Annotated in this window: 16 protein-coding genes; 5 read left to right on the top strand and 11 right to left on the bottom strand. The window is 66.8% G+C overall.

Annotated elements, in window-relative coordinates; genetic code table 11:
* Positions 1–112: 112 nt before the first annotated feature.
* The 3 genes from J2Y54_RS07610 to J2Y54_RS07600 are packed head-to-tail and all read right to left on the bottom strand — an operon-like array spanning position 113 to position 1724.
* Entirely contained in the window at positions 113–574 is a 462-nt protein-coding gene (locus J2Y54_RS07610) for a cytidine deaminase (RefSeq protein ID WP_310038278.1), read from the bottom strand.
* Positions 571–1245, bottom strand: a complete 675-nt coding sequence (locus tag J2Y54_RS07605) for a GH25 family lysozyme (RefSeq protein WP_310038276.1) — start codon at positions 1243–1245, stop codon at positions 571–573. The genes J2Y54_RS07610 and J2Y54_RS07605 overlap by 4 nt, the downstream gene beginning before the upstream one ends.
* Complete coding sequence (locus J2Y54_RS07600; protein WP_310038274.1) at positions 1242–1724, bottom strand: UPF0262 family protein; 483 nt, start codon at positions 1722–1724, stop codon at positions 1242–1244. The genes J2Y54_RS07605 and J2Y54_RS07600 overlap by 4 nt, the downstream gene beginning before the upstream one ends.
* Positions 1725–1817: 93 nt before the next feature.
* Here J2Y54_RS07600 and J2Y54_RS07595 point away from each other — a divergent pair, with 93 nt between their 5' ends.
* Positions 1818–3344: a replicative DNA helicase gene (locus J2Y54_RS07595; RefSeq protein WP_310038273.1), complete on the top strand. Its 1527-nt coding sequence runs from the start codon at positions 1818–1820 to the stop codon at positions 3342–3344.
* 44 nt (positions 3345–3388) lie between these two features.
* On the opposite strand, the gene J2Y54_RS07590 is transcribed toward J2Y54_RS07595, so the two are convergent.
* The 6 genes from J2Y54_RS07590 to J2Y54_RS07565 are packed head-to-tail and all read right to left on the bottom strand — an operon-like array spanning position 3389 to position 7524.
* Complete coding sequence (locus tag J2Y54_RS07590) at positions 3389–4159, bottom strand: phosphoadenylyl-sulfate reductase (RefSeq protein WP_310038271.1); 771 nt, start codon at positions 4157–4159, stop codon at positions 3389–3391.
* Positions 4152–4577, bottom strand: a complete 426-nt coding sequence (locus J2Y54_RS07585; RefSeq protein ID WP_310038269.1) for a DUF934 domain-containing protein — start codon at positions 4575–4577, stop codon at positions 4152–4154. The genes J2Y54_RS07590 and J2Y54_RS07585 overlap by 8 nt, the downstream gene beginning before the upstream one ends.
* Complete coding sequence (locus J2Y54_RS07580; protein ID WP_310038267.1) at positions 4570–6201, bottom strand: nitrite/sulfite reductase; 1632 nt, start codon at positions 6199–6201, stop codon at positions 4570–4572. Before J2Y54_RS07580 ends, J2Y54_RS07585 begins: the two co-directional genes overlap by 8 nt.
* A 1-nt stretch (position 6202) precedes the next feature.
* Entirely contained in the window at positions 6203–6499 is a 297-nt protein-coding gene (locus J2Y54_RS07575) for a DUF2849 domain-containing protein (protein ID WP_310038266.1), read from the bottom strand.
* Positions 6496–7281 carry a uroporphyrinogen-III C-methyltransferase gene (gene cobA / locus J2Y54_RS07570; RefSeq protein WP_310038264.1) on the bottom strand — a complete coding sequence of 262 codons (786 nt, stop codon included), beginning with the start codon at positions 7279–7281 and terminating at the stop codon, positions 6496–6498. The genes J2Y54_RS07575 and cobA overlap by 4 nt, the downstream gene beginning before the upstream one ends.
* Positions 7282–7338: 57 nt before the next feature.
* Positions 7339–7524, bottom strand: coding sequence for a hypothetical protein (locus tag J2Y54_RS07565; protein ID WP_310038263.1), 186 nt, complete (start codon positions 7522–7524; stop codon positions 7339–7341).
* An 81-nt stretch (positions 7525–7605) separates the two neighbouring features.
* On the opposite strand from J2Y54_RS07565, the gene J2Y54_RS07560 reads away from it, so the two are divergent.
* Positions 7606–8850: a hypothetical protein gene (locus J2Y54_RS07560; protein ID WP_310038261.1), complete on the top strand. Its 1245-nt coding sequence runs from the start codon at positions 7606–7608 to the stop codon at positions 8848–8850.
* Between the two features lie 6 nt (positions 8851–8856).
* Here the strand turns inward: J2Y54_RS07560 and astD are convergent, their stop codons facing one another.
* Both astD and J2Y54_RS07550 read right to left on the bottom strand, forming a co-directional pair.
* Positions 8857–10272 (bottom strand): succinylglutamate-semialdehyde dehydrogenase, encoded by a 1416-nt coding sequence (gene astD / locus J2Y54_RS07555; RefSeq protein WP_310038259.1) that lies wholly within the window; start codon positions 10270–10272, stop codon positions 8857–8859.
* Positions 10273–10340: 68 nt separating this feature from the next.
* Complete coding sequence (locus J2Y54_RS07550; RefSeq protein ID WP_405052885.1) at positions 10341–11747, bottom strand: protein adenylyltransferase SelO family protein; 1407 nt, start codon at positions 11745–11747, stop codon at positions 10341–10343.
* 18 nt (positions 11748–11765) lie between these two features.
* Between J2Y54_RS07550 and J2Y54_RS07545 the strand changes: the two genes are divergently transcribed.
* The 3 genes from J2Y54_RS07545 (at position 11766) to J2Y54_RS07535 (ending at position 14668) form a co-directional block, all read left to right on the top strand.
* Positions 11766–12641 (top strand): alpha/beta fold hydrolase, encoded by an 876-nt coding sequence (locus J2Y54_RS07545; RefSeq protein WP_405052884.1) that lies wholly within the window; start codon positions 11766–11768, stop codon positions 12639–12641.
* A gap of 58 nt (positions 12642–12699) precedes the next feature.
* Complete coding sequence (locus J2Y54_RS07540; RefSeq protein ID WP_310038258.1) at positions 12700–13107, top strand: endonuclease domain-containing protein; 408 nt, start codon at positions 12700–12702, stop codon at positions 13105–13107.
* 430 nt (positions 13108–13537) lie between these two features.
* Positions 13538–14668, top strand: a complete 1131-nt coding sequence (locus J2Y54_RS07535) for a glycosyltransferase (RefSeq protein ID WP_310038257.1) — start codon at positions 13538–13540, stop codon at positions 14666–14668.
* Positions 14669–14677: the final 9 nt, after the last annotated feature.

Below are 14677 nucleotides of genomic sequence, written 5' to 3'. Positions count from 1 at the left end.
GGCTCGCACAAAGGCACGAAGCCACAAAGACTGTGTTCGCGCCAAGGCCGCAACGCAGGGATTGTCTGCTTCGCTCTTGGTGGCTTCGTGTCGTTGTGCGCTCAAAAAGCCTTCACCCGATCCCCAAATCCCCCGGACCAAAGGCATGCGGCAGCAGGTCGCTCAGCCGATGCGTCTCATACGCATCGCCCTCGGCCCCCGCGCAGAACACCGCCAGATCGCGCCCACCCAGCTGCGCTGCCTCGTTCAGCACCTGACGGCACCGCCCGCACGGACGGATCGGGTCGCTGCCATGCGCCACGCCATCGGTCATCATGCCCCCGATGATCCCGACCGCAACCACTTCGCGCAGCCGCCCCTCGGCATTGGCGCGCGCGGTCGCCACCGTCTCGGCGCACAGCGACAGGCCATAGCTCGCATTCTCGAAATTGCAGCCGGTGACGATGCTGCCATCGGTCATCAGCAGCGCCGCGCCGACCGCGAAGTTCGAATAGGGTGCGTGCGCATTCCGCGCAGCCGCGCGTGCGGCGGCGATCAGGCGGGGGGCGTCCCCAAGTTCAGGGGTGTCGGTCATGGGGCGATCACGGTCCAGTTTACGGGGCGTTCGGCCCCTTCGATGCGGCGGATGGTGCTGGCCTGCCACAACCGCCATGGCCGCGCGAGATATTCGGGCGGAAAGAACATGCCGGTGCTCCACAGCGGGCGATCGATCGCGGCGCTCAGCTGGTATTGAGCCTCGAACTCCGGGGTGATCCGCAGCATCACCGGCTTGCCGCTGTGCGTTTCGATCAGCGCGGCAAGCTGGCGCACCTCGCCCAGCACGACGTCGCGTTCGGGGCGTGCCGGACAGTCCGGGTGAAAACGCAGGTCGATCGCGACCGGCAGCGCGTCGGCATCGCGCGGCACCGTCGCGCTGAAATTGCCCGCCTGATCGCTGGCCAGCTGACACAGCGAATAGCTGTGCAGCGCGCCCCGGCGGATTCCTGCTTCATACATGCCGGCCCAGTTTTCGGCGAACAGCGCGTCGCGCACGTCCGCGCCGCTGGTCGCCCGGGCATAGGCGAAGTCGATCCCGCCGCGCACCGTCATCCAGTCGATCTTGCCCGATTCGTCGCCGACATCGATCCCCTGCTCGGCATAATCGCTGCGCGATGGCGCCCAGCCGATCGCCCACATCCACCCGGCCACGCCGACCAGGGCCAGGGCGAGCAGGATGCCCGCCAGGATCCGGATACGCCGCATCATGCCTTGATGTGCAGGACGCAAATCAGCGTGAACAGCCGCCGCGCGGTCGCGTGATCGACTGCGATCTTGCCGTCCAGCCGCTCCATCAACAGGCGCGCGGCATCGTCATGAATGCCGCGCCGCGCCATGTCGATCGTCTCGATCTGGCTCGGCGTCGCGCTGCGGATCGCCTGGAAGTAACTGTCGCAGATCGCGAAATAATCGCGAATCGGGCGGCGGAAGGCGGCGAGGCTGAGGATCAGCGTCTCCAGCGCGCTATCGTCCGCGCGCTTGATGTCGAGCTGCAACCGCCCCTCCGGCACCGACAGCGCGATGCGGTACGGCCCGGCATAGCCATCGGGATAGGCGCGCTGCGGCGCGAAGCTGTTTTCCTCGATCAGGTCGAAGATCGCGATGCGCCGTTCCTGCTCGATATCCGCCGAGCGCCACAGGATCGTGCGCTCGTCCAGCGTGACGTCGATGATCCGGGGGTCGGCCATGCTGTGCCACTACCGGGCGCGCGGGTGTCTCGTCCACAGGATAAACAGCTTGTGGCGGGTTGAGCCGCAACCGCTGGAGTGGGAAAGGGGGCCATGGCCACACTTGCTACGATTCCCCCGGCTTCTTCGGCCGCCCCGGCGGATGCCGCCCCGCGCCTGCCCCAGAATGTGGAGGCGGAGGCGGCGTTGCTCGGCGCGATGATGATCGACAACCGGCTTGCCGACGACATTGTCGAGGTGCTGCAGGACCAGCATTTCTTCGAGCCGGTCCATGGCCGCATCTTTCGCGCGATCAAGACGCTGCGCAAGCAGGACATGCTGGCGACCCCGGTGACGCTCAAGCCGCTGTTCGAAAAGGACGAGGGGATGGCCCAGCTGGGCGGCCCCGGCTATCTGGCGCAGCTCACGGGCTCTGGCGCGGGGCTGATCGGTGCGCGCCAATTCGCGCGCCAGATCTACGACCTTGCCCTGCTGCGCGAGCTGGTGACGGTCGGCCGCAACATGGTGGAGAAGGCGCTCGACACCAGCGAGGACGTCAACCCGCGCGAACAGATCGACCGCGCCGAAGAAGCGCTGTTCAAGGTCGCGGCCGATGGCGGCACCGCCAACACCGTTAAATCCTTCAACGAAGCGACCAAGATCGCGCTCGAAAATGCCAAGCGTGCGCAGAGTGCCGGCGGCGGCGTCGCGGGTGTCACCACCGGATTCGATTCGGTCAATGGCCGTATCGGCGGTCTGCATCACAGCGATCTCATCATCCTTGCCGGCCGCCCCGGCATGGGCAAGACCTCGCTCGCCACCAACATCGCCTATAACGCCGCGCGGCGGATGATGGACGATATCCGCCTGGGCATCAGCCCGAAGCAATCGATCGGCGCGAAGGTCGCGTTCTTCAGCCTCGAAATGTCGGCGGACCAGCTCGCGCTGCGTATCCTGTCGGAAAGCTCGCGCATCGCGTCGGAAGCGCTGCGCATGGGCAATATCAGCAAGGCCGAGTTCGCCCAGCTGGCGCAGGCTGCCGCCGACCTCGAACAGTTGCCGCTCTATATCGACGACACCGCCGGCCTGACGATCAGCTCGCTGCACAGCCGCGTGCGCCGCCTTCAGTCCAAGCATGACGGCGAACTCGGCCTCGTCATCGTCGACTATCTTCAGCTGCTGCAGGGCAGCGGCAACAATCGCGACGGCAACCGCGTCCAGGAAATCTCGGAAATCAGCCGCGGCCTCAAGACGCTGGCCAAGGACATCAACGTCCCGGTGATCGCGCTGTCGCAGCTGAGCCGCGCGGTCGAAAGCCGCGAGGACAAGCGCCCGATGCTGTCGGACCTGCGCGAATCGGGCTCGATCGAGCAGGACGCCGACATGGTGTGGTTCGTGTTCCGCGAGGATTATTACGTCGCCGCGCGCGAACCCAAGCGCCCGCGCGAAGGCGACGATCCCAAGGTGTTCGAGGACCACGCCAAATGGGCGCTCGAAATGGAGCGCGTCTTCGGCCTCGCCGAACTGATCATCGCCAAGCAGCGCCATGGCGCGACCGGCAAGGTGCTGCTGAGCTTCGAATCGAGCTTCACGCGGTTCAGCGATTACGCCGGCGACATGGTGGCCGAGCCGTACGAGTAAGGCCTTCCCAGCCCCTCCCCTTCAGGGGAGGGGGTTAACCATCCTCAGAACACCGGCAGGTCGGGGTCGCCGTCCGCGACCGGCGTATGGATGCCGCATTCGGTCTTGTCCCAGCCGGCCCAGCGGCCCGAGCGCGGGTCTTCGCCGGGCTTGACCTTGCTGGTGCACGGCGCGCAGCCGATCGACAGATAGCCCTGCGCCTCCAGCGGGTGGCGGGGGAGGTCGTGGGTGGCGAAATAGGCCTCGATATCCGCCTTGGTCCAGTCGGCGAGCGGGTTGACCTTGAGCTTGCCCGCGCCGTCCACCTCGAAGCGGGGGAGGGCGTTGCGGGTGCTCGCCTGAAACGCCTTGCGCCCGGTGATGCTTGCGTCGAAGCCCGCCATCGCCGCGTCGAGCGGGATCACCTTTCGGATCTCGCAGCAGCCGTCGGGGTCGTACGACCAGCGCAGCCCGTTCTCGTCCTTCCGGGCGAGTATGTCGGCGTCGGGGGTCAGAACGCGCAGCCCGGTCAGCCCGAGCCGCTCGACCAGCGTGTCGCGATAGGCGAGCGTCTCGGGGAAATGCTTGCCGGTGTCGAGGAACAGCACCGGCACCGCCGGATCGACCGCCGCGACCAGATGCAGCAGCGCCGCACTCTCCGCGCCGAACGACGACACCAGCGCGACGTCGCCGACCATCTGCTCGGCCAGCACGGTGCGCAGCATCTCTTCCGTCGGCACGCCGCGGAACAGGTTGTTCAGCCGGATCGCGTCGCGCTCGCCGAAACGGGGCGCGACGTCGATGCGGTCCACGCGGCGGGCGGCTGCGTCAGCCATGCCGCCGTTTCCAGACGGGTACCGCCCCGTCCGCCGCGCCCTGATAGACCGCGTCATAGCGCGCGAGGCTCGCCGCCAGCACCGCTTCGTCGACCGGCGCCTCGGGCGCGAAGCTGTCGAAGCCGCAGCGGCGCATCAGCGGGATCTGGTCGACCAGCACATCGCCCTGCGCGCGCAGCTCGCCGGTATAGCCCGCCTCACGCAGGATGCGGCCCGCGGAATAGCCGCGCCCGTCGCGGAACTTGGGGAAGCTGACTTCCACCAGCGACAGCCGGTCGAGATGCGGGATCAGCGCACGCGCATCCTCGCTCGATTCGAGGCGCACCGCAGTGGCGTTGGACTGGCCGAGAAACGCATCCAGCGTCACGGCCGGTTCGTCATGCGGTTCGTCGGTGCGGAAACGGAGCGCATCAACCATAGATCGCCTCCTTGAACGGGGCCATGCCGATGCGGCGATAGGTATCGACGAAGCGTTCGCCCTGCGCACGTTCGCGCAGATAGACCTCGGTCGCGCGCTCGACCGCGTCGACCACGCCGTCCTCGCTGAACCCCGGGCCGGTGATCTGGCCGAGCGACACGTCCTCCGCGCCCGATCCGCCGAACGAGAGCTGGTAGTTTTCGACGCCTTTCTTGTCGACGCCCAGGATGCCGATATGCCCGGCATGATGGTGGCCGCAGGCGTTGATGCAGCCGCTGATCTTGAGCTTCAACTCGCCCAGTTCACGCTGCCGCCCAAGATCGGCGAAGCGCGTCGCGATCTTCTGCGCCACGGGGATCGACCGCGCATTGGCGAGGCTGCAATAATCCAGGCCGGGGCAGGCGATGATGTCGCTGATCAGGTCGAGATTGGCGTCGGCCAGCTCGACCTCGACCAGTTTCTGCCACACCGTATACAGGTCCGCCTTGCGCACATGCGGCAGGACGATGTTCTGGGCATGGGTGACGCGCAGCTCGTCAAAGCTGTAGCGCTCGGCCAGGTCCGCCATCGCGTCGATCTGCGCCGAGGATGCGTCGCCCGGAATACCGCCGACCGGCTTCAGGCTGATATTGACGATGGCATAGCCCGGCTGCTTGTGCGCCACGACCTGTTGGTCGAGCCACACCGCAAAGTCGGGATCGCTGCGGTCGAGTTCGTCGCTCAGGCCCGTTTCGAACGCCGGATCGGCGAAGTGCGCGGCGATGCGGTCGAACTCCGCGCGCGGCGGATCGATGCCCAGCTTCTTGACCGCGATGAACTCGGCCGCGACCTCGTCACGATATTTGTCGGCGCCGATCTCATGGACCAGGATCTTGATCCGCGCCTTGTACATATTGTCGCGGCGGCCATAGCGATTATACACGCGCAGGCACGCTTCCATGTAGGACAGAAAGTCCTCGAACGGCACGAAGTCGTTGATCAGCGGCGCGATCATCGGGGTGCGCCCCATGCCGCCGCCGACATAGACGGCAACGCCGTGCTTGCCGTCGCGCTCCACGATCTGCAGCCCGATATCGTGCAGCCGCATCGCCGCGCGATCCGCGTCCGCCGCGATCACCGCGATCTTGAACTTGCGCGGCAGATAGCTGAATTCGGGGTGGAAGGTGCTCCACTGGCGCAGCAATTCGGCCCAAGGGCGCGGATCGGTCAGCTCGTCCGCCGCGGCGCCGGCATATTGGTCCGAACTGATGTTGCGGATGCAGTTGCCCGACGTCTGGATCGCATGCATCTCGACCGTCGCCAGCTCGGCGAGGATGTCGGGCGCGTCTTCCAGCTTGATCCAGTTATACTGGATGTTCTGGCGCGTGGTGAAATGGCCGTAATCGCGGTCGTACTTGCGCGCGATATGCGCCAGCATCCGCATCTGGCGGCTGTCGAGCGTGCCATAGGGCACCGCGACGCGCAGCATGTACGCGTGCAGCTGCAGATACAGGCCGTTCATCAACCTGAGCGGCTTGAACTGGTCCTCGGTGATCTGCCCGGCCAGGCGGCGCTGCACCTGATCGCGAAACTCCTCGACGCGCGCCGCGACGATGGAGTGATCATATTCGTCATATTTGTACATGTCAGATCACCCAGCTGCCGGCATTGGGATCGGCGGGTTTGAGCGTCAGGTCCGGGCGCACGGTGGGGCCGAGCGCGCGAATGCGGTCCTTGATATGCGCGGGGCGTGGTCCCTCGGGCGTGGCGGTAGCGTCGATCACATAGGGGGTGTTGACCCGCCGCGCGCCTTCCTCGGCCTGCGCGATCGCTTCGCCCTGCTCGCCGACATCGACGGCGTCCGCGACATGGCGCGACCAGCCTGTGCCGGTCCACCAGGTCACGTCGCCGGTGGCAAGATCGTTTCCGGTCAGCAATTTCATGCGAGTGCCTCCGCCGCTTTCGCCCAGCTGGCGAGCTTGTCCTGCGCGTCCGACAGCGCGACCACTTCGCCGACGACGATGATCGCCGGGCTCTGCACCTGCTCGCGCTCGACCATCGGGCCAAGATCGGCGAGCAGGGTGCGGATCGCGCGGCTGCCGGGCAGCGTCGCACGTTCGAGCACCGCGACCGGCATGTCCGGCGCAACCCCGTCGGCCATCAGCTTTTCGGCGATGTCGGGGCAGGTCGCGACGCCCATATAGATGACGAGCGTGCGGCCCTTGCCGGCAAGGCCGGACCAGTCCTGATCCTTCAGCCCCTTGCACTGGCCAGCGACAAAGCTGACCGCGCTCGACCAGTCGCGATGCGTCAGCGGCAGCATCGCTTCCGCCGCCGCGCCCAGCGCCGCGCTGACTCCGGGGATCACCTCGACCTTCAAGCCTGCCGCCCGCACAGCCTCGACCTCTTCGCCGCCCCGGCCGAAGATGAACGGATCGCCGCCCTTCAGCCGCACGACGATCGCGCCGGTCTTCACATGCGCGATGATCAGCGCGTTGATGCCGTCCTGTGGCACGGTGTGCTTGGAGCGCTTCTTGGCGACGCAAATGCGGTGCGCATTGGGTGCCAGGTCGAGCACGCGCGGATCGACCAGCCCGTCATGGACCAGCACATCGGCGGACTTGAGCGCCTCGACCGCGCGGACGGTCAGCAGGCCGGGATCGCCGGGACCGGCGCCGACAAGGATGACGCGACCGCGCGCCTCGGGATCGAGCAGGGAAGCCATTGCGTCCAGATGGTCCGCGCGGCGTCGAGCGACAACCGAGGGTTGCTTTGCGAGAGGCTAGCGAATCTTTGCCGCATCGCTTGCGCGCAGGTCCCGCGCCCGCGCCGCCAGGCGCAGCGCCTCGTCAATCAGCTGCGCGGTAAAGGCGGGATCGCGCTCGCGCACGGCGATCTGCAGGCAGTTGCTGGCTTCGCGGTGCAAACGATCGGCACGCGGATGGGCGGGGGAAGCAATCTTGGTCACAATGCCCGCTCAATGACCCAGGGTACGGCGAGTTCCGCCTTTTATCGCAAAGATTTAATCGACCGGGTCCGGAACGCCGCGGTGACCGATCCCGACCATTGTCTCGCTGCCTGTGCGGCCTATGCTGGGGCGATGCGACTTGCTTTGCTTGCCTGCCTGACCGGTTTTGCAGCGTTCGGCGTGCTGTTCAGTGCGCCGGTCCATGCCCAACGCCAGCTCACCGATGCGGAACTGGCCGAGTTTGCGGCTGCACTGCAACAGGACGAGGCGATCTGCACGAAAAGCCGGATGCAGGAACGGTTCGGATTTCTGGATTCATGCGTCTCGCGCTTCTGGACGAGCTTCAACGTTGCGCAGCTGATGGGCCGGGTCGATCTGATGGACCTGATCGCATCGGCCTATCGTCGCGCGGCGGGGGAAACGGGACTCTCCGACAGCCAGATCGGTTTTTACTGGCATCTGATGCAGGCGCGCCTTGCATTGCTGACGTCGCGCCCGGGCGATTATGACCGCTGGATGCAGCAGGCGATCGCCGCCGTGCCGCGCAATCTCGACGCGCTCACCGTTCAGGTCCTCGCCGAATATGCGGAGCGCCTGGACCGTGAGGGTCGGCGGGGTGAGGCGGCGCCGCTGTGGGACCGGCTCGAGCGCTGGATGACCGCCCAAATCGCCACGCATCCGGCGCCGGCCAGGCTCGACATGACGGTGTCGGCGGTTGCGACGATGTTGTCCCGGCGCGCGCTGTATCGGCGCGATCCGGTCGCGAGCAAGCGGCTGCTCGAGCGCGCCATCGCGACCTATGACCGCAGCTTTCTTGCCGACCATCTGCGGCGAAAGGACAAGGGCTGGCTCGATATTCTGCGGCTGCGCGCGGTGCTCGCAATGACCGGCCGCGACCTGGCGGCTGCCCAGGCAGATCTCGACGCGGCATTGGTCATCGCGCGTGAGCGGGCCAAATTCGATCCGGCGTCGCTCGTCGCCGTGCTTGGCTCGCGCCGCACATTGGCCGAACAGCGCGGCGACGCGCCGGCATATGTCGCGGCGACCCGCGAACTCCGCACGATCGTGCGGGCCAGCACCCATGCCGAAGATCCGGCCCGCGCCGCGGCCGACATCGAACTCGGCAAGGCGCTGGCGGTCGTGCGCCGCACTGCCGAGGCGCGCGTCCTGCTCAAATCGGGCATCGACGCGACGCTGGCGGCGGTCCGACGCAAACGCGTCTATGCCGCCGCCGACCAGGCCGAGCTCCGGGCGTTGCAGGAGCCGCTCAAATTCCAGATCTACCTCAGCTGGGGGCTTGCCGCCGCTGCAGCGGGCCAGCGCTGATCCGGTTCAGCTGTCGCGCAACCCGATGCCGATCGACACGCGCGCCTGTTCCGCTTCCGACGATACCACCGGATAGGCGCAGTAATCGGCGGCGTAGAAGGCGCTGGGCCGGTGATTGCCCGACCAGCCGATGCCCCCGAACGGCGCCGACGAGCTCGCGCCATTGGTCGGCCGGTTCCAGTTGACGATCCCTGCGCGGATATTGGCCCAGAACTGGTCGTACAGCTGGGGGTCCTGGCTCACCAGGCTGGCCGACAGGCCGTACCGGGTGTTGTTCGCCTCGGCGATCGCCTCTTCGAACGTCTTGGCGCGGATCACCTGCAGGATCGGGCCGAACAGCTCGACATCGGGCTTTTCCCTGGCCTCGGTCATGTCGATCATCGCCGGGGTGACGAACGGCCGCCCGGCAATCGGTCGCTCCATGTGGCGCAACGGCTTGCCGCCCATGAAGGTCAGCTCGAGGAAGCTTTCGGTCAGCAGGTCGGCGGTGTCATTGTCGATCACCGGCCCCATGAACGGCGCCGGATCGGCATGCGGCTCACCGATGATCAGGCGGCCGATCAGCTTGTTGACCTCGCCCACCAGCGGCTCGAACAAATTCTCGTCGACGATCAGGCGGCGCGCGGCGGTGCAGCGCTGGCCAGCCGTGGTGAAGGCCGACTGCACCACCAGCACCGCGGCGGAATAGATGTCGGGCGTCGACCACACCAGGATCGGGTTGTTGCCGCCCATTTCCAGCGCCAGGATCTTCTCCGGCTTCGATGCGAAGGCGCGGTTGAGCGCGATGCCGGTGCGGGCCGATCCGGTGAACAACAGCCCGTCGATCCCGTCATGCGACGCCAGCGCCTTGCCCTCGTCCGGCCCGCCGATCAGCAGGCGGATACACCCTTCCGGCACGCCCGCGGCATGGAAGCATTCGACCAGAAACGCGCCGGTCGCCGGGGTCTTTTCCGACGGCTTGAACACCACCGCATTGCCCGCGAGCAGCGCCGGGACGATATGGCCATTGGGCAGATGCGCCGGGAAATTATACGGCCCCAGCACCGCCAGCACGCCATGCGGCTTGTGCCGCAGCGCGAGGCGCGTGTTCATCGGGGCGTCGATCCGCCGCTGCCCCGTGCGCTCGGAAAAGGCGGTGACGGAGATATCGACCTTGGCGATCACCGTCTCGACCTCGGTCCGCGCTTCCCACAGCGGTTTGCCGGTTTCGCGCGCGATCAGGTCGGTGAAGGCATCGCTCTTCTGCCGCACGACATTGGCGAAACGGCGCAGCGCCTCGATCCGGTAGGCGAGTGGGCGCGCCGCCCATTCGGCCCAACTCGCGCGGGCCTTGGCAACCTCTCCGTCGACATCGCCGATCTTGTGCCGCCACAGCACGGCACCGGTGGCGGGTTCGGTCGAAATGATTTCCGTGGCGGGCATGGGTCTTTCTATGCGTTGGAGCCCAGAGGATTGGACGTCCTCTAGCAGCTATTAAGCGTGATGCCACCTCACCCGTGACATCCCGGCTGATCGAGCGCGTCGCCCAGTGCGCGGATCGCCGCGACCTTGGCCTGGAACGGTCCCCAATCGTCGGCGCGGTCGATGGCGGCCCAGATTTCCTCGACCTCCCCGAACAGCAGCGCGCAGGGTGCACCCGTAAAATAGGGATGGTTTCGCCCGCGCGGAACCGGCGCATAGGGCTTGAGCGCCGCGCGCACCGCGTCCCAATCCGCGCCATAGCTGTCGGGCAGCGCACCGCCAAACCCGTCGAAGAAGAACCGGTCGATCGCGTGGCCGGTTGCCATCAGCGCCTGCTCGACCGCATCCTTGAGCGTCCAGCCCAGCTCGGTCGCGTCCGCTCCCGTCGGCGCGACGATGCCCAGCCGCCGCTGCAGCAACGGCGCATAGGCATGGCGGAACTGCGCCTCGAACCGCTCGAGCTGCGCGATCAATGGCGGCGCTTCGCTGATCAGGCGCAGCGACACCGCCAGCTGCGCGACGTCCCACAGGATCGCATCGGGCTGGCGACCAAAGGCATAGAGGCCGGCATGGTCGAAATAGGCGGCGGTAAAGCCCGGGTCGAATGTCGCCGCGAACCGCCACGGGCCATAGTCGAAGCTCTCGCCGGTCACATTGATATTGTCGGTGTTGAGCACGCCATGCACGAAGCCGGCGACCATATAGCTTGCCGCCAGCCGCGCGGTGCGATCGACCGCCAGCCCCAGCAGCTGCGCAACCGGATCCGCCGCCGCCACCACCCCGAACAATTCGGCCAGGCACCAGTCGACCAGCCGCCGCATGTTCTCGGCATCGCCATGATAGGCAAGCCGCTGGAACGTCCCGATCCGGATCTGCCCATGGCTCATCCGCACCAGCACGGCGGAGCGGGTGGGGGAGGGCTCGTCGTTGCGCTCCAGCGCCTCGCCGGTCTCGACCAGCGAGAAGCTGCGCGAGGTATTGACCCCCAGCGCCTGCAGCATCTCGGTCGCCAGCACCTCGCGCACCCCGCCCTTCAGCGTCAGCCGCCCGTCGCCGAACCGGCTCCAAGGCGTCTGGCCGGAGCCCTTGGTGCCCAACTCCATCAGCGCGCCGTCCGCCCCGCGCCGCATCTGCGCAAAGGTAAAGCCGCGCCCGTCGCCCAGCTCGGGATTGTACACGCGGAACTGATGGCCATGGTATCGCATCGCCAGCGGCCGGGGCAGATTGCCGGGCAGCGGCGCAAACCGCCCGAAATGGCGCAGCCACGCGTCGTCGCTCAACGTGTCCAGCCCAACCTCCGCCGCCGCGCGATCGTTGCGAAAGCGCAAAACGGTCTGCGGAAAGTCGGCGGCATCGACCGGATCGTAGAAACTGTCGCCCAGTTTCAGCACTGCCGGATCGGGCATGTACGCGGGCGCTTGCGGGAAATCGGCCATGCAGCGATATGGGGGACGATGGCGACCGCGCGCAACCTGCCCAGTTTTACCGACGGCTATTGGTGGTCCGGCGACGGACTGCGGCTGCATTATCGCGACTATCCGGGCCGGTCGGACCGGCCGCCGGTGGTCTGCATCCCCGGCCTGACCCGCAATGCGCGCGACTATGAAAAGCTCGCTGAGCGGCTGGCGGGCGAGTGGCGCGTGATCGCGGTCGAGCTGCGCGGACGCGGCGAGAGCGGTTACGCCAAGGACCCGATGACCTATGTCCCGCTGACCTATCTTCAGGATCTGGAGGCACTGGTCGGCGAACTCAAGCTCGACCGCTTCGTTGCGATCGGCACCTCGCTTGGCGGCATCCTGACGATGCTGATGGCCTCGACCCATCCCGAACGGATCGCGGGCGCGGTGCTCAACGATGTCGGGCCGGAAATCGATCCCGCAGGCCTCGGCCGCATCCGTGGCTATGTCGGCAAGCCCAGCTGGCACCCCACCTGGATGCACGCGGCGCGTGCGGTGGCCGAGGCGAACGCGCATGTCTACCCGCACTGGGGCATCACCGAATGGCTCGACATGGCCAAGCGCCTGTACCGCCTGACCAGCGCGGGCCGCATCGTGCTCGACTATGACATGAAGATCGCCGAACCCTTTCGCGTTCCCGGCAATGAAGCCGGCCCCGACATGTGGCGCGCGTTCGACGCGCTGGCCGACAAACCGCTCCTGATCGTCCGCGGCGGCACCTCCGACATCCTCCCCGCAGCGGTGGCGGACCGCATGCATGCCAAGGTTGCCGGCAGCGAACTGGTGACGATCCCCGATACGGGGCACACCCCGACCCTGACGGAGGCCGAGGCGGAAGCGGCGATCGACCGGCTGCTGGCGCGGGTGACTTAAAAAATCCTCCCCCGCCAGGGGGAGGTGGCGCCGAAGGCGACGGAGGGGGAGGACGGCAATGCGCCTGAATGGATCGGAACCCAGCCGCCGCAACGCCAGCCAGCTACGCAAGCAAATGACCCCGCCGGAAATCGGCCTGTGGTTAGCACTACGGGCCAATTCAGCGGGGCTGCGTTTCCGTAGGCAGTACTCCGCCGGACCCTATATCCTCGACTTCTACTGCGCCCCCGCGCGACTGGCGATCGAGGTCGATGGCGAAGCGCACGCGCGTGGCGATCGTCCAGCCCGCGACGCCGAGCGCGACGCATGGCTGGCAGAGCAGGGCGTCCGCACCATGCGCTACGCGGCGCAAGAGGTGCTGGAACATCTCGACGGCGTCGTCACGCAAATCATGTCGATCGCCACCAAACGCCGCGACCAACTCAATCCTCCCCCGCAAGGGGGAGGTGGCAGCGCAAAGCGCTGACGGAGGTGGAGGAACCACATCGGCAAAAGCCGAAAGGACACAGCCGTCCTCCCCCTCCGACGCCTGCGGCGCCACCTCCCCCTGGCGGGGGAGGATAAGATAAGACCCTCACCCAACCCTCTCCCGCAAGCGGGAGAGGGCTAAGAAGAAGCGCCGCGTACTATTTGCCCGCCAAAACCCTTCCAATGTTGGATTTATTCTGATCTACCCTTGGGGTGGACACGATCCGTCTCCCCCTGGCGCAACATCCTCGGCCTGAGCCTGTCGCGCGCGCGTCGCGCCACGGTCGCTCACCGCCAGCGTCCCGGTCCAGGACCCACCCCGTCGCAAATGCCGTGCGATCGCTTCCGTCCGATACACGCGCATTTATGTCCGCTTCGTCCGGCACTCCGGTTGACTCCGCCCCGAAAATGACAACTGCAAGGGGCCGATGATGCTCAACATCCTGCACCTCCACTCCAGCTTCGACCTTGGCGGCAAGGAAGCCCGTGCCGTCCGCCTGATGAACGCGTTCGGCGACCGGGCGAAGCATGTCATCGTCTCCGGGGTCGAGGGGGCCACTGGCGCGCGCGACGCGATCGCCAAGGGCGTCCGCTACGAGATTGCGCAAAACCCGCCGCCGCTGACCGGCAAGCCGTCGGTCGCCCGGTACGAGGCGATTGCCAAGTTCATGGCGCGGTTCGATCTGGTCCTGACCTACAACTGGGGCGCGATCGACGGGGTGATGGCGCGGCGCGTGTTCGGCAAGAACATGCCCCCGGTGATCCACCACGAAGACGGCTTCAATGCGGACGAGGCGTTCCGCCTCAACCGCGTCCGCAACATGTACCGCCGCATCGCGCTGACCGCGGCGCATGGGCTGGTGGTGCCGTCGCATACGCTGGAAAGCATCGCCCACCATGTCTGGAAACAGCCCCGGGCGCGGCTGCACCGCATCTCGAACGGAATCGACGTCGCCGCCTATGGCCGCAAGCCCGATCCCAGGGCGATCCCCGGCTTCAAGCGGCTGCCCGGCCATGTCGTGGTCGGCACGCTGGCCGGGCTGCGGCCGGTCAAGGACATTCCGATGCTGGTCCGTGCGGTCGGCGGCATGAAAACCAAGGCGCAACTGGTCATCGTCGGCGAGGGGCCGGACCGTGAGGCGATCGAGGACACGATCGCCAATATGGGCATGGAAAAGCAGGTACTGCTCGCCGGCTTCCTGCCCGATCCGCACAAGTACATGGGCCTGTTCGACATTTTCGCGTTGTCGTCGAAGAGCGAGCAGCAACCGATTGCGGTGATGGAGGCGATGGCGGCGGGGCTGCCGATCGCGTCGACCCCGGTCGGCGACGTCGCCAAGATGGTCGATCCCGAAAATGTGTCGACGATCAGCAAGGACTGGAATCCGGTCCATTTGCGCGACCGGATCGAGGTGCTCGCCGCCCATCCCGACGCGCGCCGCACTGTCGGCAAGGCGAACCAGGCGCGGGCGCGCGAACTGTTCGACGAACAGGCGATGATCGCTGCCTATGCCAAGCTGTACGCCGAGGCGGCTGGGCGCCCCGGCGCGCTGGGGTAATTCCCCTCG

This window comes from Sphingomonas sp. BE123 (assembly GCF_031456015.1).
Classification (GTDB): Bacteria; Pseudomonadota; Alphaproteobacteria; order Sphingomonadales; family Sphingomonadaceae; genus Sphingomonas.
This window is presented reverse-complemented; position numbering and strand designations above follow the sequence as displayed.